21 protein-coding genes are annotated in these 22,861 nt (G+C 67.4%); 16 read left to right on the plus strand and 5 right to left on the minus strand.

Going from position 1 to position 22,861, the window contains the following annotated elements; translation table 11 throughout:
- Positions 1 to 7: 7 nt before the first annotated feature.
- Genes LDO14_RS01870 through LDO14_RS01880 form a run of 3 tightly spaced genes read left to right on the plus strand, consistent with a single transcriptional unit; the run spans position 8 to position 2,797 of the window.
- Complete coding sequence (locus LDO14_RS01870) at positions 8 to 559, plus strand: MFS transporter (RefSeq protein ID WP_223993473.1); 552 nt, start codon at positions 8 to 10, stop codon at positions 557 to 559.
- A gap of 28 nt (positions 560 to 587) precedes the next feature.
- The gene (locus LDO14_RS01875) at positions 588 to 2,333 is read left to right on the plus strand and encodes a CocE/NonD family hydrolase (protein WP_223993479.1); all 1,746 of its coding nucleotides are present in this window, start codon (positions 588 to 590) and stop codon (positions 2,331 to 2,333) included.
- Positions 2,330 to 2,797 (plus strand): DUF3237 domain-containing protein, encoded by a 468-nt coding sequence (locus tag LDO14_RS01880; RefSeq protein ID WP_144600933.1) that lies wholly within the window; start codon positions 2,330 to 2,332, stop codon positions 2,795 to 2,797. Before LDO14_RS01875 ends, LDO14_RS01880 begins: the two co-directional genes overlap by 4 nt.
- 51 nt (positions 2,798 to 2,848) lie before the next feature.
- On the opposite strand, the gene LDO14_RS01885 is transcribed toward LDO14_RS01880, so the two are convergent.
- Positions 2,849 to 3,316 (minus strand): MarR family winged helix-turn-helix transcriptional regulator, encoded by a 468-nt coding sequence (locus tag LDO14_RS01885; protein WP_223995352.1) that lies wholly within the window; start codon positions 3,314 to 3,316, stop codon positions 2,849 to 2,851.
- Positions 3,317 to 3,450: 134 nt separating this feature from the next.
- On the opposite strand from LDO14_RS01885, the gene LDO14_RS01890 reads away from it, so the two are divergent.
- The 9 genes from LDO14_RS01890 to LDO14_RS01930 all read left to right on the plus strand — a co-directional run bounded on the left by LDO14_RS01890 (position 3,451) and on the right by LDO14_RS01930 (position 14,202).
- Positions 3,451 to 4,389 (plus strand): SDR family NAD(P)-dependent oxidoreductase, encoded by a 939-nt coding sequence (locus LDO14_RS01890; protein ID WP_223993480.1) that lies wholly within the window; start codon positions 3,451 to 3,453, stop codon positions 4,387 to 4,389.
- Between the two features lie 2 nt (positions 4,390 to 4,391).
- Positions 4,392 to 5,282: an amidohydrolase family protein gene (locus LDO14_RS01895; RefSeq protein ID WP_223993481.1), complete on the plus strand. Its 891-nt coding sequence runs from the start codon at positions 4,392 to 4,394 to the stop codon at positions 5,280 to 5,282.
- Between the two features lies 1 nt (position 5,283).
- Complete coding sequence (locus LDO14_RS01900; protein WP_223993483.1) at positions 5,284 to 6,498, plus strand: acyl-CoA dehydrogenase family protein; 1,215 nt, start codon at positions 5,284 to 5,286, stop codon at positions 6,496 to 6,498.
- Between the two features lie 58 nt (positions 6,499 to 6,556).
- The gene (locus LDO14_RS01905; RefSeq protein ID WP_223993484.1) at positions 6,557 to 7,012 is read left to right on the plus strand and encodes a MaoC family dehydratase; all 456 of its coding nucleotides are present in this window, start codon (positions 6,557 to 6,559) and stop codon (positions 7,010 to 7,012) included.
- A 119-nt stretch (positions 7,013 to 7,131) separates the two neighbouring features.
- Positions 7,132 to 8,460: an MFS transporter gene (locus LDO14_RS01910; RefSeq protein WP_223993485.1), complete on the plus strand. Its 1,329-nt coding sequence runs from the start codon at positions 7,132 to 7,134 to the stop codon at positions 8,458 to 8,460.
- Between the two features lie 7 nt (positions 8,461 to 8,467).
- The gene (locus tag LDO14_RS01915) at positions 8,468 to 10,027 is read left to right on the plus strand and encodes a long-chain fatty acid--CoA ligase (protein ID WP_018772158.1); all 1,560 of its coding nucleotides are present in this window, start codon (positions 8,468 to 8,470) and stop codon (positions 10,025 to 10,027) included.
- A 105-nt stretch (positions 10,028 to 10,132) separates the two neighbouring features.
- Positions 10,133 to 11,131, plus strand: coding sequence for a bile acid:sodium symporter family protein (locus LDO14_RS01920; protein WP_018772157.1), 999 nt, complete (start codon positions 10,133 to 10,135; stop codon positions 11,129 to 11,131).
- Positions 11,132 to 11,257: 126 nt separating this feature from the next.
- Positions 11,258 to 13,723, plus strand: coding sequence for a nitrate reductase (locus LDO14_RS01925; RefSeq protein ID WP_223993486.1), 2,466 nt, complete (start codon positions 11,258 to 11,260; stop codon positions 13,721 to 13,723).
- A complete protein-coding gene (locus LDO14_RS01930) occupies positions 13,720 to 14,202 on the plus strand; it encodes a hypothetical protein (protein ID WP_018772155.1) in 483 nt (160 codons plus the stop codon). The genes LDO14_RS01925 and LDO14_RS01930 overlap by 4 nt, the downstream gene beginning before the upstream one ends.
- Before the next feature lie 17 nt (positions 14,203 to 14,219).
- On the opposite strand, the gene LDO14_RS01935 is transcribed toward LDO14_RS01930, so the two are convergent.
- Entirely contained in the window at positions 14,220 to 14,972 is a 753-nt protein-coding gene (locus tag LDO14_RS01935) for a MerR family transcriptional regulator (RefSeq protein WP_018772154.1), read from the minus strand.
- 253 nt (positions 14,973 to 15,225) lie between these two features.
- On the opposite strand from LDO14_RS01935, the gene LDO14_RS01940 reads away from it, so the two are divergent.
- From LDO14_RS01940 to LDO14_RS01955, 4 genes are read left to right on the plus strand one after another with little or no spacing between them, the layout of a single operon-like run.
- Positions 15,226 to 16,107: an alpha/beta hydrolase gene (locus tag LDO14_RS01940; protein ID WP_223993487.1), complete on the plus strand. Its 882-nt coding sequence runs from the start codon at positions 15,226 to 15,228 to the stop codon at positions 16,105 to 16,107.
- Between the two features lie 56 nt (positions 16,108 to 16,163).
- A complete protein-coding gene (locus LDO14_RS01945) occupies positions 16,164 to 17,045 on the plus strand; it encodes a fumarylacetoacetate hydrolase family protein (RefSeq protein WP_223993488.1) in 882 nt (293 codons plus the stop codon).
- A complete protein-coding gene (locus LDO14_RS01950) occupies positions 17,045 to 18,880 on the plus strand; it encodes an FAD-dependent monooxygenase (protein WP_223993500.1) in 1,836 nt (611 codons plus the stop codon). The genes LDO14_RS01945 and LDO14_RS01950 overlap by 1 nt, the downstream gene beginning before the upstream one ends.
- Positions 18,858 to 20,102 carry a DUF3500 domain-containing protein gene (locus LDO14_RS01955; RefSeq protein ID WP_223993502.1) on the plus strand — a complete coding sequence of 415 codons (1,245 nt, stop codon included), beginning with the start codon at positions 18,858 to 18,860 and terminating at the stop codon, positions 20,100 to 20,102. Before LDO14_RS01950 ends, LDO14_RS01955 begins: the two co-directional genes overlap by 23 nt.
- 108 nt (positions 20,103 to 20,210) lie before the next feature.
- Here LDO14_RS01955 and LDO14_RS01960 read toward each other — a convergent pair whose 3' ends face one another.
- From LDO14_RS01960 to LDO14_RS01970, 3 genes are all read right to left on the minus strand, one after another.
- Positions 20,211 to 21,281, minus strand: a complete 1,071-nt coding sequence (locus LDO14_RS01960) for a quercetin 2,3-dioxygenase (RefSeq protein ID WP_144600923.1) — start codon at positions 21,279 to 21,281, stop codon at positions 20,211 to 20,213.
- Between the two features lie 127 nt (positions 21,282 to 21,408).
- On the minus strand, positions 21,409 to 21,708 hold the full coding sequence (locus tag LDO14_RS01965) for a DUF4193 domain-containing protein (RefSeq protein ID WP_018772148.1): 300 nt from the start codon (positions 21,706 to 21,708) through the stop codon (positions 21,409 to 21,411).
- Between the two features lie 144 nt (positions 21,709 to 21,852).
- Entirely contained in the window at positions 21,853 to 22,713 is an 861-nt protein-coding gene (locus LDO14_RS01970) for an SDR family NAD(P)-dependent oxidoreductase (protein WP_223993504.1), read from the minus strand.
- Positions 22,714 to 22,861: the final 148 nt, after the last annotated feature.

Genomic DNA, 22,861 nt, shown 5'->3' on the forward strand with positions numbered 1-22,861 from the left:
TTCCTCGGTGTTCGCGGCCTTCGGTCTTGCCTACGCCGGCAAGCTCGGAGTCCCCGCGGCCGTCATGCTCACCGTCACTATCGTCACCGCGGCCCTGGGCATCGTCGTCCAGCCGTACGCAGGCATCCTGGCCGACCGGATCGGACGTAAACCGGTGTTCATCACCGGCAACATCGTCTGCGCGGCGTCGGTGTTCGCGTTCTTCTGGTCGATCAGCGCCGGCTCCATCCCGCTGATCTTTGCCACGGCCATCCTCTTCATGACCGTCGGCTACGGCATGGTCAACCCGCTTGGCCCATCCATGACCGCGGAAATGTTCGAAACCAGGATCCGCTACACCGGAGCTGCCACTGCCTCCCAGCTGGGGCTCGTCGTCACCGGCTTTGCTCCCGCCATTGCCGCCGCCATCGTCCAGCCCGGCCCTGACGGGTGGCTGCCCGTTGCCTTCTTCACGGCCGCCTGCTGCCTCGTCTCCGCCGTCGTGACCGCCGTGTGGGTCAAGGAGACCTACCGGACCCGGACCGAAGACCTCGGCAAGCAACCCGCCTCCGCGGCCTAGCACCCCCACCCAAACGAAAGGCACCCACGTGCGCTACCCTGTCGTCGTCGACGGCGATGTTGAAGCAACCATGACCGACGGAACCATCCTCCGGTCCACCGTCTACCGGCCGGACGCGCCGGATGAAACCTTCCCGGTGCTGCTCACGCGCACGCCCTACGGGCGGGACCTGGCGGTCAACTCGGCGTACTTCAATCCGCTGACCGTTGCGGCGGCCGGGTACGGGGTGGTGATGCAGGACTGCCGCGGCAGGTTCGGCTCGGACGGCAGGTTTGAGCCTTCGGTCAATGAAGCGTCCGACGGCGCCACAACAGTGGAGTGGGCCGCGCGCCTTCCGTGGTCCAACGGCAGGGTGGGCATGTGGGGCCGGTCCTACTTCGCGGAAACCCAGTGGCGTGCCGCCCGGCAGTCCCCGGCAGCGCTCAAGGCCCTGGCGCCGGGGGTCTCGGCGGGCGGCAACGCCAACAACGGTGCGCTGTACAGGGGCGGTGCCCATGAGCTGGGCAGCCGCCTGGCCTGGGGGCACGCCTCGATTTCCCTGAATGAACTGATGCGGGAACATGCTGACGATCCCGAGCGGCGCGCGAAGGAGCTCCAGGAATGGCTTGCCCTGGACACTGGATTTGCCGATGGTTCCTGCTACGGAGTCCTCCCGCTGCGGGACCTGGAACCCAGGCTGGGCACCTTCCTTCGCAACGAGGTCACCCCGTCCGCGGGGGAGGGGCCGGGGAGTGATTTCTGCCGGTTGTGGGATGCCGCTTCCGATGCGGCGGTGCCGCTGCCAACGCTGCACATCGGCGGCTGGTTCGATATCTTCGCCCCGAACACGCTGGACCAGTACCGCCGCCAGGCGGTCCTCAGCAAGACCTTCCCCGGCATTGAACCCCGCCTCATCCTTGGCCCCTGGACACACACCAACCTCACGGGCGGGTACCCGGACATCCACTTCGGCGCAGCCGCGTCCTCCGGCATCGTCGATGGCCGCGGAGATCTGTCGTCCCTCCACACGGCCTGGTTCGACGCCGTCCTCAAGGAGGACGGAGCGGCCATCGCCGCGGTCCCCAAGGTGCTGCTGTATTTCCTGGGCGAGAACCGCTGGCGCGGCTTTGATGAACTGCCGGTTCCCGCCGGGCAGAGGTCGTGGTTCCTTTCCGCCGAGGGGGACCTGCTGGACCAGGCGGGTGCGGACGGAAACGTTGAGTACGCCTACGACCCCCTGGATCCCGTGCCCACCACGGGCGGGGCCACCATGCTCGCCGGCGCCTTTCCCGCGGGACCGGCGCGGCAGGACGCCGTCGAGGCGCGCACCGACGTCGCCGTCTTCACCACGGAGCCCTTCACCGAAACCACCACCATCTTCGGTGCCGTCACCGCCACCTTGTTTGCATCATCCAGTGCCGTGGACACGGACTGGGTGGTCCGGCTTTGCAGGGTGTCAGCGGACGGAGTTTCACTGGGCATTGCCGACGGCATTGTCCGGGCGTCCTGGCGCGACGCGTACGCCGGTACCGGGCTCTTCGAGGAAGGGCATCCGCCGTCTCCCATCGAGCCAGGCCAGGTCTACGAGTACACCATCAGCCTTTGGGAGACGGCTCTGACTCTCGCCCCGGGGGAGCGCCTGCGCGTCCAGGTCACGTCGAGCTGCCACCCGCGCTGGGACCGCAACCTCAACACCGGCAAACTGGCCTACGAATCGGGAATTGCCGTAACCGCCAACCAGCGCATCCATCTGGGCACCTCCCACCCCAGCCGCCTGACGGTTGGCCTGCTGTGACGGCCCCGCCACCGCCGCCCCTTGAATTCCTTACCGAGCTCAACGTGACGGTGGATCCACCTGTAGATGGTGGCCCTGCCCCCACGGGCCACCGGAGGATCGTGCCAATCACGGGCGGAACGATGGTTGGCCCCGCACTTAACGGCACGGTGCTGCCAGGCGGTGCCGATTTCCAGGTCCTCCACAGCCCGGAACTGACCGAACTCGATGCCCGCTACATTATCCAAGCCGACGACGGGGCATTGATCCACGTGCACAACAACGCGCTCCGCCACGGCTCAGCGGCGGACATTGCACGCCTCAACCGCGGCGAGGAGGTGGACCCGGGTGCCATCTACTTCCGTTGCTCCCTGCGGTTCTCCACGGCCTCCGAAGAGTGGGCATGGCTCAATCACGTGATCGCCGTGGGCACTGGTGAGCGCTACCCGGATTCGGTGCGGATCGCGGTCTTCATCGTCCGCTAGGCACTGTCCCGGCCGGGCATTGCGGAACCCGGCCGGGACGGGCAGTACTATTTAGGCCTCCGCGCCCCACAACGCCTTGCGCAGCAGCCGCTTCAATTCCTGCGACTCCCCGTCGGAAAGCCCGGCCAGCTGGTTCAGCTCGGCCTCGTCCAGGGCTGCCCGGGCCTTGGTATGCATCCTGCGGCCCTCGGCCGTGGAGACGATGATCTTGGCGCGCCGGTCTTGCTTCCCCTGCGCCCGCTCCACCAGTCCGCGGCGTTCCAGGTCGTCCACCAGCGTGACCACCTGGCTCGGGTCCAGGCTGAGGAAGTCGGCAAGCTCCCGCTGCGTCGGCTCCAGCCCGCTGCACGCCAGTGTCAGGACTGAGAAGGAGCGCTCCCGCAGGCCGAAGTCCGCCAGTGCCTTGTTGTTCAGGACCGAGCCTGCGGCATGCAGCTTCGCCAGCAGCAGTCCCACGTCACTGCCGATCCTGGCTGCCGCAAGGCGCGGGGTCTGAACGTCTGTGCCCAAGGTGGCCATCACAACTCCGGTACTGGTAAAAAACAATCGTTGACTTTTTCAATGATCCGTAATTTCATTGAATCCAACAAGGATCTCACACCGCAGTGGGACCACCCCAACGGCTTCGGCCGGCGCATGCGAAGGAGCAGGCCATGAGCTTGAACGGCAAAGTTGCAATCGTCACCGGGAGCGGGCAGGGCCTCGGCCTCGCCTACGCAAGGGAACTGGCCCGCCAGGGTGCCGCCGTCGTTATCAATGACGTCAACGCTGAAACCGCCGCGCAGGCCGTGGCCCGGATCGAGGCCGACGGCGGCCGGGCCACCGCTGTGGTGGTTCCGGTGGGAACCACGGACGCGGCCAAGGCCCTGGTGGCCGGCGCCGTCGACGCGTTCGGGCGGCTGGACATCCTGGTCACCAACGCCGGGATCCTGCGGGACAAGTCCCTGCTGAAGATGACTGACGAGGACTTCGACCTGGTCATCAACGTGCACCTCAAGGGCACCTTCACCTGCGTCCGGGAGGCGTTTGGCTACTTCAAGGAAAACAACGTGCAGGGCCGCATCATCACCATCGGTTCCCCCACGGGCCAGCGCGGCAACTTCGGCCAGACCAACTATGCTGCGGCGAAGGCCGGGATCGTGGGCATGGTCCGCACCTGGGCGCTGGAAATGAAGAAGGCGGGCGTGACGGTCAACAGCGTCATTCCGGTGGCCGCCACCGCCATGACCAAGACCGTGCCGTACTTCCAGAAGGCAGTGGAGGCGGACGAGCGTGGCGAGGCCATGCCGTCATTCTTCCGCCATGACCTCGGCTTTGGAACGGCCGACGACGTCTCCGGACTGGTTGCCTTCCTCGCCTCCGACGAGGCAGCCAACATCACCGGCCAGGCCATCGGCGCCGGCGGTGACCGTCTGCAGGTCTGGACCCACCCGGAAGCGGCCACCACGGAATACCGCGACGGCGGCTGGACCTATGAGGCCCTGCTGGACAATGCCGGCCAGCTGTTCAACCGGGACACGCTGCAGGGCTACGGCGAGGAATTCCTGCCGCTGCCTGCAGAACTGCAGCCCGAACCGGTCCAGGCGCGCTGATCATGGCAGACCGATACGAACTGGGCGTCGACCCCGCCAAACTCGAGGCGATCGACATGCACGTCCACCTCGAGGTGGACAGCTGCGGGCACGGGTCGCTGCCTGAGGCATTGACCGAAGCATCGGCCAAGTACTTCAAGGCTGAAGACCGCACCCCGTCCCTGGACCGCATCGCCGAGGTCTACCGCGGACTGAACATGGCCGCCGTCGTCTTCACCGTGGACGCCCGCACCCAGCTCAAGCATGAGCCCAACAGCATCCCCGAACTCATCGCCGGCGCCGCCCGGAACAACGACGTACTGATTCCGTTCGGCAGTGTCGACCCGCGCACGGGTGAGGACGCCATCGCCGGGGCCAAGCACCAGGCGGTGGAGCTCGGTGCCCGCGGCTTCAAGTTCCACCCGTCCCTCCAGGGCTTCGACCCCTCGAACGAGCGCTTCTACCCCCTGTGGGGGACGCTCCAGGAACTGGGCCTGCCCGCCATCTTCCATACCGGCCAAAACGGCATGGGAGCGGGCCTGCCCGGCGGGTATGGCATCAAGCTCGCTTACTCCAACCCGTTGCTGCTGGACGCCGTGGCCGCCGATTTCCCGGGCCTGCAGATCATCATGGCCCACCCGTCGGTGCCGTGGCAGGACGAGGCAAACTCCATCGCCACGCACAAGGCCAACGTCTTCATCGACCTCTCCGGCTGGTCGCCCAAGTACTTCCCGGAGTCGCTGGTCAAGGCCTCCAACTCCTACCTTGAGGACAAGGTGCTGTTTGGCACCGACTTCCCGCTGATCACCCCGCAGAAATGGCTGGGAGCGTTCGCCGACCTCCCGCTGAAGGACGAGGTCCGGCCCAAGATCCTCAAGGACAACGCGGTCCGCCTGCTCGGGCTGGGCGGCTGACATGGGCACGCTGACGACGGCGGATGCCGCCCTGGGTGCCCGGCTTTACGAAGCAGCGGATTGGTACGACGCCGAGTCCCTGCTCACGCTCGAGGAGCGCCAGGTCCTGTCCCGGCTGCGGTCATTCCTGGACGCGGAAGCCAGGCCGCTCCTGGCCGAGTACTGGGAACGCGGCGAGTTTCCCGAACAGCTGGCGCGGCCGCTGATCGACCTGGACCTGATGGAACCGGCCGGGCTCACGGCGGACGGACCCGCACGGGGCATCTACCAGGGCTTCCGGATCTTTGAACTTGCCCGCACCGACGCGTCCCTGGCCACCTGGTACACCGCCCAGGCCGGCCTGTTCCGGACGGCCATCCGCGTGGGTGCCTCGGCGGAACAGCAGGCCGAATGGATGCCCAGGGTCATCGACTTCTCGCTCAAGGGCGTCTTCTCGCTGACCGAACCCGGGTCCGGTTCGGACATCGCCGGCGGACTGTCCACCACCGCCCGGCGGCAGGCTGACGGCAGCTGGGTCCTTGACGGCGCCAAGCGCTGGATCGGGGGCGCAGCCACCGCGGACGTCCTGGCCGTGTTTGCCCGGGACGCCGCGGACGGGCAGGTCAAGGCCTTCCTCGTGGACCGCGCCGCGGACGGAATCACGCTGGAAAAGATCCACGGAAAGACGTCGCTCAGGATGATGCAGAACGCCCACATCACCCTCACCGGTGTCCGCGTCCCTGAGTCGATGCGCCTGCAGAACGTGAACTCCTTCAGGGACGTCGCGGCAATGCTCCGGGCCATGCGCTCGGATGTGGCCTGGATCGCCACCGGCATCGCCGCCGGCGCGTTCGAGGCCGCGCTGGCCTACGTCAACGAACGCCGGCAGTTCGGACGCACCCTTGGTTCCTTCCAGCTGGTCCAGGAAAAACTGGCCCGTATGCTGGGGAACGTCACCTCCGCCCTGTCCCTGGTGGTCCGGCTTACCGAGCAGCAGGCCAAAGGCATCTACCGTGACCAGGACTCTGCTTTGGCAAAGATGCAGACGTCCCTTTTCATGCGTGACACCGTAGCACTTGCCCGCGAGGTGGTGGGCGGCAACGGCATCACGCTGGCCACGGATGTGGCCCGCTTCCACGCCGACGCCGAAGCCGTCTACTCCTACGAGGGCACCCACGAGATCAACGCCCTCATCATCGGCCGCGCCCTCACGGGCGAAAGCGCCTTCACCCGCTGAACCACCCACCCGCTGAACCTAACTTCCACACCCAACAAACAACTCCCAGGAGGCAACGATGCCCAATCTCGTCGTCGATTTCGACACCCTGCTCACCCTGTCCGGCAAGGACCTCGGCACCACCGACTACCGCCAGATCACCCAGGAACAAATCAACCTCTTCGCCGACGCCACCGACGACCAGCAGTGGATCCACACCGACCCCGAACGCGCCAAGGACGGCCCGTTCGGCGCCCCCATCGCCCATGGCTTCCTCACCCTGTCGCTGATCATCCCGTTCTGGGGCGAGCTGTTCGACGTCGACGGCGTCACCACCAAGGTCAACTACGGCCTGGACAAAGTCCGCTTCACCTCCCCGGTGACGGTCGGCTCCAAGGTCCGCATGCAGGCCACCATCGCCGAGGTCACCGAGGTCAAGGGCGGCGCCCAGATCAAGGTCAACGCCACCATCGAAATCCAAGGCCAGGAACGCCCCGCCGTCGTCGCCGAATTCCTCGCCCGCTTCTACAAGTAGGCCGCACTACCGGCAGTAACCCCTTCACCACGACGGCGGCACCACGCGGCGCCGCCTCTTCAGGCAACCCCAAAATCCCCTTCCCTCCGTACCCCATTCCCCAAACCCTAGGAACAGCCATGTCCGGACACACCACGCTCGCACCCGCGGGCACGGCCGCCAAGCGCAAGGAAGCGCGCACGGTCATCCTGTCCAGCTATCTGGGCAGCACCATCGAGTTCTACGACTTCCTGCTGTACGCCACGGCCGCAGCGGTAGCTTTCCCCAAGGTCTTCTTCGCCGGCACGGACGAATGGGTGGGCGTGGTGGCGGCCTACGCCACCTTCGCCGCCGGGTACGTGGCCAGGCCGTTGGGCGGGGTGATCTTCGGCCACTTCGGTGACAAGGTGGGCCGCAAGGGAATGCTGATCATCTCCATGGCCATGATGGGCATCGCCTCCACCCTCATCGGCCTGATTCCCGGCGCCGGCGTCATCGGGCCGTGGGGCGCCGTGATCCTGGTGCTCCTGCGCGTCTGCCAGGGCATCGCCGTCGGCGGTGAATGGGGCGGTGCCGCGCTCATGGCCCTGGAGCACGCCGACCCCAGGCGGCGCGGTTTCGCCGCCTCCTTCGTCAACGCCGGCGCCCCCACCGGCGCCGTGCTGGGCACCGTGGTGATGGGCATCTTCTCGGCATTGCCGCAGGACGCGTTCCTGGCCTGGGGGTGGCGGGTGCCGTTCCTGCTGTCCTTCCTGCTGCTGATCGTGGGCATGTTCGTCCGCCTGCGGGTCTCGGAAAGCCCGATCTTCGCCGAGGCCGTGGCCAAGGAAGTGGCCCAGGCAACCACCAAGCGCAAGATTCCGCTGCTTGAGGTGCTGCGCCGCCCCAAGGCCCTGATCATGATCATGTTTGCCGGCGCCGCCGGGTTCGGCCTGCAGGTGGTACTGCCCACGTTCTCAGTGACGTATGCCGTGTCCAAGGGGGCGCCGCAGCAGGGCGTGCTCTACGCCTTCGCCGGAGCCTCGGCCATCTCCATCATCTTCGTCCTCCTGGGCGGCCGCCTGTCCGACCGTTTCGGCCGCAGGCCCGTGATGATTGCCGGACTGGCCCTGTTCATCGCCTACCTTTTCCCCATGTTCGGCATGCTGGGCTCCGGCAACGTCGGGCTTGTCTTCGTGGCCTTTACCGTGGCACTGGTCCTGCACTCATCCCTGTACGGGCCGCTGGCAGCCTTCGTCTCCGAACAGTTCGGCACCACGTCCCGCTACACCGGCGCTGCGGTCGGCTACCAGCTGGCCACCCTGATCGGGGCGGGTTTCACCCCCGGCATCCTGGCCGGGCTCTACAAGGACTCCGGCCAGAGCATCGTTCCCGTGGTGGTGTTCCTGTCCGTCATGGCCCTCGTCTCGATTGTCTTCATCGCCCTGACGCGCGAGTCTAAGAACAACGACCTCACCACGGTCCGTTAGGAGAACCATGGACAACAACGGAGTTGGATCCTGGCTGCACCGCCGCCGCCGGAAGTCAGGCGCCAAGGCAGCCATCCTGTCCGGAGCCCGCACGCTGAGCTATGAAGAGTTGGCCGACAGGACCGACCGCCTGGCCAGCGCGCTCCGGGACAGGGGAGTGGCAAAGGGCGACCGGGTGGCCTACCTGGGCGAGAACCACCCTTCCTTCGTGGAAACGTTCTTTGCCTGCGGCCTGCTCGGTGCCATCTTCGTGCCGCTCAACACCCGGCTGGCTCCGCCGGAACTGCAGTTCCAGCTGCAGGATTCCGGGGCCCGGCTCCTGGTCAACGCCGGCGCCCTGGGGGCGTCTGCCGCTGCTGCCCTGGAAGGTACGGGCGTCACCCACCGGCTGGTTGTAGCGGCCGACGGCGGGACTGAACCTTCCGCCGGCACCTCACCCGCCGCCGTCGTTCCCTGTGAGGTGGCACCCTACGAGGAGGCGCTGCAGGCTGCGGCACCGGATCCCGCCGACGTGCCGGTGGGGCACGATGACGCGGCGATGATCCTCTACACCTCCGGCACCACGGGCAAGCCCAAGGGTGCCCTGCTGACCCACGGGAACATCACGTGGAACTGCATCAACACCATCGTGGACATGGACCTGAACCGAAACGATGTGGCGCTGATGATCTCGCCGCTGTTCCATGTGGCGTCGCTGGACATGGGCCTGCTGCCGATGCTGCTGAAGGGTGCCACCGTGGTGCTTGAGGCGAAGTTCGATCCCGCCAGGGTCCTGGAACTCATCCAGGAGCACAAGGTGACCACCCTTAACGGCGTGCCCACCACGTTCCAGCTCCTCTGCGAGCATCCGGGATGGGCCGCGGCGGACGTCAGCTCCCTGGACAAGCTCACCTGCGGCGGCTCCGCCATCCCCCGCCGCGTCCTGGATGCGTACGAGGACCGCGGCATCGGCTTCACCAGCTGCTACGGCATGACCGAAACAGCGCCGGGCGCCACCATGCTTCCAGTCGACAGGTCCCGGGACAAAGCGGGCTCGGCAGGCCTGCCGCACTTCTTCACGGACGTCCGGATCGCCGACCCGATGGGCGGTGCAGTGGACCCGGGCGGGGTGGGGGAGATCCAGATCTCCGGCCCCAATGTGATCAAGGAGTACTGGAACCGGCCGGAGGCCACCGCCGCCAGCTACGCGGACGGGGCCTGGTTCCGCTCCGGGGACATGGGCTACCGGGACCAGGAAGGCTTCCTGTTCGTCTCGGACCGGCTCAAGGACATGATCATCTCCGGCGGGGAAAACATCTACCCGGCCGAGGTGGAAGCCGTGATCGCGGAGCACAGGGCTGTCAGCAGCGTGGCGGTCATCGGGGTTAGCGATGACAAATGGGGCGAGGTTCCCCAGGCCATCGTGACCCTGCGGGAGGGCGAATCGCTGACGGAGGAGCAGCTGCGCAGCTTCCTGGACGGCCGGCTGGCCCGGTACAAGATTCCCAAGTCGCTGGTGGTGGTGGCGGACATGCCCCGCACGGCCAGCGGCAAGATCCGCAAGATGGAGCTCCGCAAGCAGCTCTGAGCACCAAAACGGGGCAGGTGCCCGCTGGCCCGTATGGTTCCGCCGTTGTTACCGTTCACGGTCATCAATTGGCGGAACCATACCAGCCGGTGACAGCATGGTTGGATGCTTGAGGCAACTAAATCCCATAATTCCCCGGACGGGACACCCGTCAACCCTGCGCTGCAAGCGGAGAGCAAGATCGCCCGCATCGCGGTGACGATGTTCCCCATCCTGGTGGTGGCCGCAGGTGTCATCGGCTTCCTGCTCCCCGGGGTCTTCAAACCCATGGCGCCCAGCGTGCCCTACCTGCTGGGCATCATCATGTTCTGCATGGGCCTGACCCTGACTCCGCCGGACTTCGCCGCCGTGGCCAAGCGTCCGTGGGCGGTGGCACTGGGCATCGTTGCCCACTACATCATCATGCCCGGGGCCGGCTGGCTGATCGCCGGCGCCCTCAACCTCGAGCCCGAGCTGGCCGTCGGCGTCATCCTGGTGGGATGCGCACCCTCCGGTACGGCCTCCAACGTGATGGCGTTCCTGGCCAAGGGCGACGTTGCCCTCTCGGTGGCGGTGGCATCCGTCTCCACCCTGATCGCCCCGATCGTCACCCCGCTGCTGGTCCTGTTCCTGGCCGGTTCCTACCTTCAGATCGACGCCGCCGGCATGGTCCTGGACATCGTCAAGACCGTGCTGCTGCCGGTGGTGGCAGGCCTGCTCGCCCGGCTCTTCCTCAAGAAGCTCGTCGCAAAGGTGCTGCCCGCACTGCCGTGGGCGTCCGCCGTCGTGATCTCCCTGATCGTGGCCATCGTGGTGGCCGGCAGCGCCGGCAAGATCATCGGGGCCGGCGCCATTGTGTTCCTTGCCGTGGTGCTGCACAACGGCTTTGGCCTGGGCCTGGGCTACCTCGCCGGCAAAATCGGACGCCTGGACGACAAGGCGCGCCGAGCCCTCGCCTTCGAGGTGGGCATGCAGAACTCCGGCCTGGCGGCGACCCTGGCCACCGCCCACTTCAGCCCGCTGGCGGCGCTCCCGTCCGCCGTCTTCTCCCTGTGGCACAACATTTCCGGCGCCATCGTGGCTGCCTGGCTCGCCCGGCGCCCGCTGCAGGAAAAGCAGGCCTGACCAGCGCCGTCACGCTCCACGGCCTGGAAGCCGGCCTGTTTCCATCCGTACTTCGTGGGTACAGGATCGGGTAGGGACAACGTCGTTCCCGATGTTGCCTGCCGGTTCCGGACAGGAGATGGACAGATGGCTCGGATTGACCGAATAGCTGAACCATGGGGGACAAGGACACCGTACGGCAGTGGCGGTGAGTGGCCGGTCAGGGTGGACACCCACCTGGCCGAAGGGGTGGCCCCGGAGGACGTGGACAGGTGGGTCCAGACGGCGTCCCTCCTGCACTCCAACGGCGACGCCATGGACATCGCGGTCAAGGACAACCGCATTGTCGGGGTGCGCGGCCGGGCTGTGGACCGCGTCAACCACGGCCGGTTGGGACCGAAGGACCTGTACGGCTGGCAGGCGAACGCGTCAGCCGACCGGCTAACCACGCCCCTGATCCGCGAGGGCGGAAAGCTGGTGGAAACCGACTGGGACACGGCCATGCAGCGCGTGGTGGACCGTTCCAAGGCGCTGCTGGCCGAACAGGGCCCCAGCGCCATTGGCTTTTACACCACGGGCCAGCTCTTTTCCGAGGAGTACTACACCTTGGGGACCCTGGCGCACGGCGGCATCGGCACCAATCACGTGGACGGAAACACCCGCCTGTGCACTGCCACTGCCGGAGAGGCGCTGAAGGAATCATTCGGCTGCGACGGCCAGCCCGGCTCCTACACGGACGTGGACCACGCGGACGTGATCGCCCTCTACGGGCACAACGTGGCGGAAACCCAGACCGTCCTCTGGACCAGGATGCTGGACCGCCTGGCCGGACCCAACCCGCCCAAGATCATCTGCGTGGATCCCCGCCTCACCCCCGTGGCCAAGGCGGCCACCCTGCATCTGGCGCCACGGCCGGGCACCAACGTGGCCCTGATGAATGGGATCCTGCACGACATCATCGCCAACGGCTGGGTGGACCACGAGTACATCAAGGCCCACACGGTGGGGTTCCCGGAGCTCGAAAAAGAGGTCAGGAACTACCCGCCCGCACTGGTGGCGGAGATCTGCGGCGTCCCGGCGGAGCAGATCTCCGAAGCCGCCCGTATCATCGGCCACGCCGAGCGGCTGCTGTCCACGGTGCTTCAGGGTTTCTACCAGTCCAACCAGGCCACCGCCGCCGCTGTCCAGGTCAACAACATCAACATCATCCGCGGCATGCTGGGCAAGCCAGGCTGCGGCATCCTGCAGATGAACGGCCAGCCCACCGCGGAGAACACCCGCGAATGCGGGGCCGACGGCGACCTGGCCGCCTTCCGCAACTGGTCCAACGACGCCCACATCCAGGACCTCGCCAGGGTGTGGAACATCGACCCCATGTCCATCCCGCACTACTCACCGCCAACGCACGTCATGCAGATGATGCGGTACGCGGAGGACGGCTCCATCCGGATGCTGTGGGTCAGCGGCACCAACCCCGCCGTTTCGCTGCCCGAACTGAAGCGGATCCGCAGCATCCTGGAACGGGACCGCCTGTTCCTGGTGGTGCAGGACATCTTCCTGTCCGAGACCGCCCAGCTGGCCGACGTCGTGCTTCCAGCTGCGACCTGGGGCGAAAAGACGGGCACCTTCACCAACGTGGACCGTACCGTCCACCTGTCGGAGAAGGCCGTGGACCCACCCGGTGAGGCCCGGCCCGACCTGGAAATCTTCATCGACTACGCCCACCGGATGGGCCTGCAGGACAGGGACGGGCAGCCGCTGATCAAGTGGCACGATCCAGAGTCCGCCTTCGAAGCGTGGAAGGAATGCACCCGCGGCCGCCCCTGCGACTACACCGGCATCACCTATGACAAGCTGCGCGGCGGCTCCGGCATCCAGTGGCCGTGCAACGAGGAAAACCCGGACGGCACGGAGCGCATCTATGCCGACGGGAAGTTCTGGGCACACCCGGAGTACTGCGAAACGTACGGCCGCGACCTGATCACCGGGGCGCCCGTGGAGCCGTCCGAATACAAGGCCCTCAACCCGGAGGGCAAGGCCATCATCAAAGCCGCCGAGTACATGCCGCCGCACGAGCTGCCCAGCCGGGACTTCCCGCTCCAGCTCATCACCGGCCGCACGCTCTACCAGTTCCACACCCGCACCAAGACAGGCCGGGCGCCGGAGCTGCAGGCGGCCGCGCCGGACGTCTGGGTGGAGTTGTCAGCGGACGACGCCGGCGCGTACGGGATTGCCGAGGGCGACCTTGCAGAGGTGGAGACACCCCGCGGTTCAGTCCGTGCCAGGGTGCGGATCAGCGGGATCCGGAACGGGGTGCTGTTCCTGCCGTTCCACTACGGCTACTGGGACACCAACGGCGGCCACCGGCCGGACGGCCCGGGCCGGGCGGCCAATGAGCTGACCATCACGGACTGGGACGCCGCCTCCAAGCAGCCCATCTTCAAGACAGCGGCGGCGCGCATTACCCGGGTTTCCGGCGGTGACGGGCCGTCCCTGGCGCCCACCACCACGGCGTCGGCTCCCGTCGGCGACTTCCCGGAAGAGGCCAGGACCAAGGGGACCGCCGCCGCCCTGGCTGACGAAGAAACCGGCACGGCAGGAGGGGCACGATGAAATTCGGGCTTGTACTTCAGGAAATGCACCGCTCCGAGAACGACCTGGCACACCACCTGCTGGTCATCTCGGAGCGCCACAAAGTGGACCACGAGATCTACCATCTGGCCCGTGACCTGGCGCGCTGGTCCCAGCAGCACGTGCGGGACATCGCGGAGATCGGCAGGAACTACGGCCAGGACCTGGACCCGGAGCCGCGCGGCGAAGCGGGGCTGATGGAGACCCTTCGCGAGAAGGGCAGTGAGATGGTGGGCCGGCGTCCGGAAACCGGGATGCTGCTGCTGCGGGACCTCCGGGAGCTGTACCTGATGGCGTGTGGGGTCTCGGCCGACTGGGAGCTGCTGGCCCAGGCTGCCCAGGGAATGAAGGACAAGGACCTGCTGGCCCTGGCCGAAAAGTGCCATCCCCAGACGATCCGCCAGATGAAGTGGGCCAACGGCAAGCTGAAGGAATCCGCCACCCAGGTCCTGGTCAGCTGAGGGGCTTGGTCAGCGGGTTATCCCGCCTCACGGGCTTCCTGCAGGTGAGCCACCAGTGCCTGCATCTGCTGCACCGTCCACGGCAGGTCCTTGCTGAGTTCGGCGCTGTTGTCGCTCCACATGGCGCGGGCGGCCGCCTTGGTGCCCTCGCTGCTGTGGAACCGGGAGCCCAGCTCATCCCAGCGGCGCACCAGCTCCCTCGCCTCCGGGCTGTTGGCAGGGACACCGGCGTCCACCTGGCGCAGGCCCTCCTTGACCATCCCGGCCCATTCGGTCCGGGATTCCTCGGTGGCTTCCGGGCCCAGCCGTTTGCGCTGTTCCTCGAGCTCCCGGCGCTGGTCCTCGGTGAAGTAGTTCTCGAACATCGTCATCCTTTCCAAAACGGTCATGAAATAAGCGGGGGCGGCGTCCCCCTGGTTGATGCGGCCCAGCAGGTCCCTGATGGTCCGCTGGAGCTGCCCGAGCTGGAGAGCCTGCCCGTCCAGTGCGTCCAGTTGGCGCTGCAGGAGATCCCGCATGGACTCCGGACTGCCACCCGACCGGTCCAGCACGGCGGCGATCCCGCCCAGCGGCACCCCCAGGCTCCGCAGGGCCCGGATGCTGTAGAGGCGCCTGAGGTCCTGGCCTGTGTAGCGGCGGTGGCCTGCCGCGGTCCGGGCGCTTGCCTGGAGCAGCCCGATGCTGTCGTAGTGGTGCAGCGCCCTGACAGTGACCCCCGTGGCCGCGGCCAGTTCGCCAATGCTCCAGCGCGGTTCATCCAGATGTTCCATACCGCCAACGGTAGGACCTAACGCCGCGTCAGGTTCAAGTCCTGGGACGGCGCTCCTTGAACAGACGGCGCTCCTTGAACAGAAGGCGCTGCTCGAACAGAAGGAAGGTGCAGCCGAAGGGGTTTCATTCAGTGAAACCGGCGGCGCGTCCGGAGCCGTCCATGGCCCAGAGTTGAGTCCATGAACGCGGAGCCCAGGATTGGCCCGCTCAAAGGCACAGGACAGAAACGGCGCGGCATACATGGAGTCAACGATGACGGTACTGCGGATCCAACGGGGGATCGAGTTCGCCCGGCCCCAAAACGCAGTCCCGCTGCTGCTGGACCTCTACCTTCCCGGTACTCCCGGGGAGGGCCCGGACCAGGGCGGACGCCCTGCCGTGATCCACTTCCACGGGGGCGGCTGGCGGATGGGTGAGCGTTCCTCGCTGGGGCCCGGGGTGGACGGTTTCGGCCTCAGCCCCATCGAACAGCTGGTGGACGCCGGGTTCGTGGTGGCCTCCGCCGACTACCGCCTGACGGACGTTGCCACCTTCCCTGCCCAGCTGCTGGACGCCAGGGCGGCGGTCCGCTGGCTCCGCGCCCACGCTGCCCACTATGGCGTGGATCCGCGCCGGATCTACGCCTGGGGCGATTCGGCAGGCGGCCACCTGGCCGCGCTCGTGGGCCTGACTGGCGGATCCTCCCAACCGGCCGGCACCCTGGACCACGACGGCGATGACCAGGTTGCCGCCGTCGTGGCCTGGTACCCGCCCACGGACCTGGAACGCATGGGCGAACAGGCCAGGACGGATGCCATAGCCCGCGCCGATGACCCCGGCTCCCGTGAAGCGCTGTTGATCGGAGCGCAGCCGGCCGCCGCCCCGGACAAGGCCAGGGCGGCCAGCCCCCTCACCTATGTGCATCCAGGCGTGCCTCCCTTCCTCCTGATCCACGGAACGGCGGACCGGTTCGTCCCCGTGGAGCAGTCCACCAGCCTCGCCGCAGCGCTGGAAGGTGCCGGTGCCGCCGTCGAACTTCTCCTGCTGGAAGACGCGGACCACATGTGGCAGCTGCCGGACGGCGGCAGCTCGGCGGCCGGGCAGGCAACCGCCGCCACCATTGATTTCCTTTGCCGGCAGGCAAAGCAGCACTGATTTCCCCACTTCCTTCGGTGCGCCATGCGCCCGGAACACACCCGAAAGGCACCTCCATGCAGTTCATTGGCATCACGCACCACGGCGAACCCTGGGCAGCAGCGCTCGCCGGTTCCCGCGTCCTCCCGCTGGCACCCGTCGCCGGCTTCTGGACCGACGCGGAAGGCTGGCAGGACAAAGCGGCATCGTTGGTTGCCGACGCGGCAGAGCATGACGCGTCCGACGCCGGCGCCTGGCTGGAGCGCGGCACCGTCACCGAAGTGCCGCTCGTCCCGGCGTCCGCACGGGTCATCTGCGTGGGCCTGAACTACAAGGCGCACGTGGCGGAAGGCAGCTTCAAGGACCAGGAACTGCCGCCGTACCCCACCCTGTTTGCCCGCTGGACGGCGTCCCTGTCCGTGGGCAAAGTCCCGGTTCCCGTCCCGGCCGGCGAGTCGGGACTGGACTGGGAGGGCGAAGTGGCCGCCTACATCGGCCGGCGCGTCGAGTCCGCGGATGAGGTAACAGCTGCCGGCGCCGTCTTTGGTTACTCCACCTTCAACGACATCACCTCCCGCAGGGCCCAGAAACTGACGTCGCAGTGGACCCTGGGCAAGAACGGCGACTTCAGCGGACCCCTTGGTCCACTGGTCAGCCGCGACGAGGTGGGCGACTTGCGGGACGGCCTGCAGGTGCGCACGCGCGTGAACGGAATCGAAGCCCAAAACGGCAACACCCGCGACATGATCTTCTCCGTCCCGGCCATCATCGCGCTCATCAGCCAAACGTTCACCCTGCACCCGGGCGACGTCATTGCCACCGGAACACCGGAAGGCGTGGGGTACGCCCGCACCCCGCAGTGGCTGCTGCAGCCCGGTGACACCGTCGAGGTGGAGATCGAGAAGCTCGGCACCCTGACCACGCCCGTGGGCGATCTCTCCCTCCGGAGCCGTGCCTGATGAGCACGTTCCCGAACGCCGGCCCCGCGGACATCCCGGAGGAGGCGCGGGTCCTGGTTTCCGGCGGCGGCCCCAGCGGGCTGTTCTTGGCCCTGGACCTGGCATCCCGCGGGATCCCCAGCACCGTCATCGATCCCCGGACCGCCGTGGACCCCAGCCGCCCCCGGGCCAAGACCACCAATGCCCGCACCATGACGCACCTGCGCCGGCTGGGCCTTGCCGACGCGCTCCGGAAGGCTTCGCCGCTGCCGGTGGACTACGCCCAGGACGTCATCTTCTGTACCGCGCTCACCGGGCCTTCCGCACATGAACTCCGCCGGTTCCGGCACGCCTTCCAGCTGGTTCCCGGCACCTACGGGCCCCAGCCGGAGTGCGGCCAGCAGGTGCCGCAGCCGGTCCTCGAAGAGGTGCTCCGCGCGGCTGTCGCGGACAACCCGCTGGTCACGTTTGTGACCGGGTGGTCCGTCCAGGAGGTCCAGGAGGTTCAGGAGGTTCAGGGGCCGGGCGCCCGCGGAGAGGAAGCCGGCAGCCATCACGCCGGACTTTCCCACGCCGCCGCTCCCGAAGATGCCGCTGATCCGGAAGGCGTGGCAGCCACGGCGCCGTACGCCGTCGTTATCGCCGATGTTTCCGGTACCCGGCGCACCATCCGCGCGAACTACGTTATTGGCGCCGACGGCGGATCCTCTGCGGTGCGCCGCAGCCTGGGCATGCGCCTGGAGGGCGGCTCCGCAGCCCTGTCCAACATCAGCATCCTGTTCCGTTCACGGTCACTGGCCTCCGCCGTCTCGCTGGATCCTGCCGTGCAGTATTGGGTGGTGGGATCGGAGACCTCGGGAATGGTGGGGCCCATGGACCGCACCGACACCTGGTGGGCGATTGTCCAGGGCGTGGATCCGGCCGTGACCGTCACCGCCGCCGATGCTGCCGCGATGGTCCGGGCGCTGGTAGGCACTGAGGTGGACGTCGAGGTGGTGGCCACGGACCCCTGGACTGCCCGCATGCTGCTGGCCCCGGAGTACAGCCGCGGCAACATCTTCCTGGTGGGCGACGCCGCCCACCTCAACCCGCCATGGGGCGGCCACGGCTTCAACACCTGCATCGGCGACGCCGCCAACCTGGCCTGGAAGCTCGCCGCCGCCATCAACGGCTGGGCAGGCCCCGGCCTCCTGCCCAGCTATGGGGAAGAACGCCGGCCCGTGGCAGCCCGCACCATCCGCGACGCCGCGGAGAACGGCAAGGCCCTGGCGTACCATTTTGCGGATCCGCACCTGGCGCTTGCCGGGACCCGTGGTGACGCTGCGCGCCGGGCTGCCCACGACGCGCTCGCCGTGAAGCAGAGCGAGTTCGACTCCCTGGGCCTGGTCCTGGGCTACTCGTACGCGGAGTCGGCCCTCGTGGTTCCCGACGGCCTGCCAGTCCCGGCCGAAGACCCCATCCGCTACGTACCTTCCGCCAGCCCGGGCGCCCTGCTGCCGCACGCATGGCTGGCGGACGGCACCTCCCTGTACAGCCATCTGGGCACCGGATTCACCTTGCTGGTGGACGCCGGCGCGGCAGGCGCGACCGCGGCTGAAGTCGCCCAGCCGGTGCTGGCGGCCGCCGCCCGGACGGGCGTTCCGGTGACCGTCGCAGTCGTCGGACCTTCCGACGACGGCAGGCCCCTTTCCCATGTGTGGGGCGCCAACACCGTGCTGGTCCGCCCGGACCAGCACGTGGCCTGGCGCGGGAATTCCGCCCCCGCCGCGGGCGCAGCCCTATCCGTGGTGGCCGGATGGTCGCCCACTTCCCTTGAGAACACCAGGAGCAACCGTGTCGACGCCGTCATTCCGTGATTACCTGTTTCCCCCGGACCACCCGCGCGTGGCGGACATCCGGGGCCTGAACGCCCGCGAGTACGCAGAAGCTGCCAAGACCGACCCGTTCGCCGGGCCCATGATCGAAGGCTGGCAGAAGCTGTACCCGCAGCCCTTCACCGGCATCACCAGCGACGGCGTTCGCCGGGAAGGCCTGTACCCGCTGGCACCGGCCCGGCCCGGGGAGGAAGCGCCTGCCGCGGAGATGGTGGCCGCGGCCTGCAAGCTGCTGGGCACCGTCACTGCGGACCAGGCGCGGAAGCTCAGCTACGCCGTGGATGCGCCCGAGTGGCAAAGCTGGGCCAACCCCGAATTCATGCAGCACGATACCGGGCTGCGCCTGGATGAGCTGGAACCACCGGTCCGCGACGCTGCCCTGGGCGTGGTGGAAGCAAGCCTGAGCCCGCAGGGGTTTGAGCTGGTGCGGAACCTGATGCGCATCAACGGGTTCCTGGGCGACCTGGTGGAGCTGCCGCTGCTCATGAACGAGTTCAGCTACAACTTTGCCCTCTACGGCGAACCGTCCGGGACCGAACCGTGGGGGTGGCAGCTCTTCGGCCACCACGCGGCGCTGAACTGCCTGGTGGCGGGGACGCAGCTGGTGGTGTCGCCGGTGTTCATGGGCGCCGAACCGGACATGATCGACGCCGGCCCGCACCGGGGCGTGAAGGTGTTCAAGGAGCGCATCGCCCTGGCCCGGCAGCTGATGGGCGCGCTGCCCGCCCAGCTCCGGGCTGGCGCCACCGTCTACGCGTCGATGGTGGACGCGGCCATGCCCGAAGGCCGCCTCCACCCGGGCGACGAGCGGCACCTTGGCGGGTGCTTCCAGGACAACCGGGTGATCCCCTGTGAGGGCATCCCCGTGCGGGATATGCCCACGGAGGCCCGTGAACTGCTGGACGCGGTGGTGGATGACTTCATCGCCTACCTGCCGGACGGGCCCCGCGCCGCGCGGTGCCGGGAGATCCAGCAGCACTACGGTGAATCGTTCTTCAGCTGGATCGGCGGCTGGGAGGGGGAGGAGGCCTTCTACTTCCGCCTGCAAAGCCCTGTGGTGGTGCTGGAACTGGACCACCACACCGGCGTGTTCCTCAGCAACGACGAACCTGCCCCGTTCCACATGCACACCGTGGTCCGCACCCCCAACGGCAACGACTACGGCCGCGAACTTGTCAGGCAATACCCATCGGCTGCTCCGTAACTGCCGTTTTGAGTGTCCGGAACGGCCGCTACGGAGCAATGGATTGATGACAAAGCCAGGGCCCGGATTTCCTTTCGGAAGTCCGGGCCCTGGCCTTGGGAGCAGCGGTTAGGGGATGTCCAGTGCCGCGCGGCGCTGGGGCGGCGGCCCCACCACCGTCAGGTCCATTTCGGCCTGGGCGCGGCCGAAACCTTCCATGTCCATATAGGGTTCGCCGCCCTCGGTGTACATGTAGTCCTCGGTGGGCTGGTTGAAGTACTCGAAGAACCCGTTGAAGACGGACGGCGTCAGGAACCCCACCATCTGGGTGTTGTGGGCGTCAAACGCGAACGAGTGGATGGTCCCGGCGGGGGCGTGCACAAAGTCGCCCTTGGTCAGCAGCATTTCCCGGCCGTTGGCGTACAGCCACATCCGGCCCTCCGTGCAGAGGAAGTTTTCCGTGTGCTGTGAGTGGAAGTGCAACGGGATGTAGGGGGACTTGGCGCCCTTGGTGTGCACGGCGAAGTAGTTCGAACCGGTGTTCGCCGGCCGGGACAGGTAGGTGAACATGGTCTGGTAGCTGACCAGCCGCTCACCCTCCCCGGCACTCAGGAAGTAGGGGCTCTGCGCAGGCGGGAGGCCGGCGTCGTGCTTGAACGACGGCGCCACGCGCTGGACGTCGGGGAAGGTGATGCCGAACTCGGCGCCCACCTCCGCCTGCTCCTGCAGGCTGGCCTTGTGTCCCGCGCGCACCGGCGGGATGTGCGAATCGATGGGCGTGCCCACCCGCTCGTAGTACTTTTCGCCGCCGCCGGGCGTCATCCAGTTCAGGAACCGCGTGTAGTGGCTCGCCATCCGGTAGGCGTGCGGGGTGTTCGGCGGGATGACCACCGAGTCTCCGGGGGTGAGGATCCTGCTCTCGCCGGGCAGCCAGACGTGCAGGATCCCGTCGAAGACGTAGAGGGTCTTGTGTTCGATGCTGTGGCTGACAAAGGGGGATTCGGTCCCCATTCCGCCGGAGATGTAGGCCGCGCTGAAGATGCCGCCCGTATCGGCGGCGCGGGCGATGACAGTTACTAACTGGCCGTTGATTTCGTAGCGCGCGCCCTCGCCCGACGCCATGTAATACGGGACTGCCTCTCCGGGCAGCACGTTGGCCGCCGGGAGCTGCTTGTTCATTTCCTCAACGCTGAGGGACATGGTTTCCTTCTTTCCAGTCGGCCGGCCTTTGCCGGAGCGTGACCTACATCATGGCTGTCCATCGCTCCGGCCACGAGTGCAGATTCCAATGGTTGGAAACCGAACGCAGTTGGCCGTCGTGCCCCTGCTAGCCCTCACATTCCTTGCAGTACTTCTTGCCATCCTTCTCGCGCGCCAACTGGCTGCGGTGGTGGACCAGGAAGCAGGACATACAGGTGAATTCGTCTGCCTGCACCGGGACCACCTGGATGAGGAGTTCCTCGTTGGAGAGGTCCGCGCCGGGCAGCTCGAAGCTGTCCGCCAGGTCCGTTTCGTCCATATCGGGAGCTGCCTCCCGGCGGCCGGACTTATCGGACTTCAGCTCCTCCAGGGCGACGTTCGGCTCTTCCTCGGGCGTGACCCGTGGAGCGTCGTAGTCAACTGACATGTGGTGTGTTCTCCTGTCCAGCTGCTGATGTCCAGATTGTTCTGGACAGATCGACAACGCCGGACGCGGGCAACAAATTCCCGTGCCCCGGCATCCGGCGCCGCCCCGGCATGCGGCCCGTGCGGCGGGCATGAACGGTGGCGCTCACCGGAAGTCAGTCCCCGCCAGACCGGCACAGGCGTCCCACAGCCGCCGCCGCGCCTCCGGGTCAGAACCCATGCCGGGGGTGGGAAGCTCTTTCCGGCCTGCCCACAGCTTGCCGGTCAGCACCGCCGTCTCGGGTGAGGTTGCCAGCCAGAGCGGCGTGTCGGCAGCCTTCTCTGCCGACTTTCCCAGGGTGTTCGTGATCCACCGGAACGGGCCGCCCACGTCCTGCAACAGCCCCGTGTTCTTCACCAGTCCGGGATGGACGGCGTTGACCACCACCCCTGTTCCACGCAGCCTGGCGGCGAATTCCTGGGTCAGGAGGACCCGGCCCAGCATGGTGGGCGGCGTGGAACGGAGGAAGCTGTATTTCCCCTTCGCCGTCTGCAGGTCATCGAAGGGGATCCGGACATTGCCGTACTTGGACGCGATGTTGATGACGCGCGACGGCAGGGCGGCGGACGCACCCTTCCCGAGATCGTCCAGCAGGAGCCCGGTGACCAGGTAGTAGGACATCACGTTGGTGGCGAAGGTGAGCTCCAGCCCTTCGGCAGTTTCAAGGCGTTCCTTGCGGAACACGCCGGCCGCGTTCACCAGCACATCCAGCCTGCCGTGACGGGAGCGGAACCCGTCCACGGCAGAGCGGATGGAAGACTGCAGTGACAGGTCGCAGGCCAGCGGCTCAAGCTCCGCGCCCGGAACGCGGGTCCGGATATCGGCCATCGCCGCCTGGGCACGCGCCACGGTCCGGCCCACCACCACGACAGTTGCGCCTTCGCGGGCAAGGCCGGCAGCCACTGCCCGCCCGATCCCACCGGTGGCACCGGTCACCAACGCAATACGCCCGTTCAACCGTGCCATGCCCATCGCCTCCACATCGCCAGCAGTTGCCGGCACTATCCCAGCACTTATTGGGGCGGCGGGCCAGGGTCTTCCGGACCGGACTCAGGTGCCCGGGCCGTTACGGTGCAGCGATGCCCCTGGTCAGCTTGCGGATCCCGTCGTGCTT

This window comes from Arthrobacter sp. NicSoilB11 (assembly GCF_019977375.1).
Taxonomy (GTDB): Bacteria; Actinomycetota; Actinomycetes; order Actinomycetales; family Micrococcaceae; genus Arthrobacter.

Bases quoted from the DNA above. Each gene is read 5' to 3' on its own strand.
- LDO14_RS01910 (WP_223993485.1), top strand. From the start codon at position 7,132: ATGTCCGGACACACCACGCTCGCACCCGCGGGCACGGCCGCCAAGCGC.
- LDO14_RS01950 (WP_223993500.1), top strand. From the start codon at position 17,045: ATGAGCACGTTCCCGAACGCCGGCCCCGCGGACATCCCGGAGGAGGCG.
- LDO14_RS01900 (WP_223993483.1), top strand. From the start codon at position 5,284: ATGGGCACGCTGACGACGGCGGATGCCGCCCTGGGTGCCCGGCTTTAC.
- LDO14_RS01930 (WP_018772155.1), top strand. From the start codon at position 13,720: ATGAAATTCGGGCTTGTACTTCAGGAAATGCACCGCTCCGAGAACGAC.
- LDO14_RS01885 (WP_223995352.1), bottom strand. From the start codon at position 3,316: ATGGCCACCTTGGGCACAGACGTTCAGACCCCGCGCCTTGCGGCAGCC.
- LDO14_RS01935 (WP_018772154.1), bottom strand. From the start codon at position 14,972: ATGGAACATCTGGATGAACCGCGCTGGAGCATTGGCGAACTGGCCGCG.
- LDO14_RS01905 (WP_223993484.1), top strand. From the start codon at position 6,557: ATGCCCAATCTCGTCGTCGATTTCGACACCCTGCTCACCCTGTCCGGC.
- LDO14_RS01890 (WP_223993480.1), top strand. From the start codon at position 3,451: ATGAGCTTGAACGGCAAAGTTGCAATCGTCACCGGGAGCGGGCAGGGC.
- LDO14_RS01915 (WP_018772158.1), top strand. From the start codon at position 8,468: ATGGACAACAACGGAGTTGGATCCTGGCTGCACCGCCGCCGCCGGAAG.
- LDO14_RS01965 (WP_018772148.1), bottom strand. From the start codon at position 21,708: ATGTCAGTTGACTACGACGCTCCACGGGTCACGCCCGAGGAAGAGCCG.
- LDO14_RS01940 (WP_223993487.1), top strand. From the start codon at position 15,226: ATGACGGTACTGCGGATCCAACGGGGGATCGAGTTCGCCCGGCCCCAA.
- LDO14_RS01895 (WP_223993481.1), top strand. From the start codon at position 4,392: ATGGCAGACCGATACGAACTGGGCGTCGACCCCGCCAAACTCGAGGCG.
- LDO14_RS01970 (WP_223993504.1), bottom strand. From the start codon at position 22,713: ATGGCACGGTTGAACGGGCGTATTGCGTTGGTGACCGGTGCCACCGGT.
- LDO14_RS01920 (WP_018772157.1), top strand. From the start codon at position 10,133: ATGCTTGAGGCAACTAAATCCCATAATTCCCCGGACGGGACACCCGTC.
- LDO14_RS01945 (WP_223993488.1), top strand. From the start codon at position 16,164: ATGCAGTTCATTGGCATCACGCACCACGGCGAACCCTGGGCAGCAGCG.
- LDO14_RS01925 (WP_223993486.1), top strand. From the start codon at position 11,258: ATGGCTCGGATTGACCGAATAGCTGAACCATGGGGGACAAGGACACCG.
- LDO14_RS01960 (WP_144600923.1), bottom strand. From the start codon at position 21,281: ATGTCCCTCAGCGTTGAGGAAATGAACAAGCAGCTCCCGGCGGCCAAC.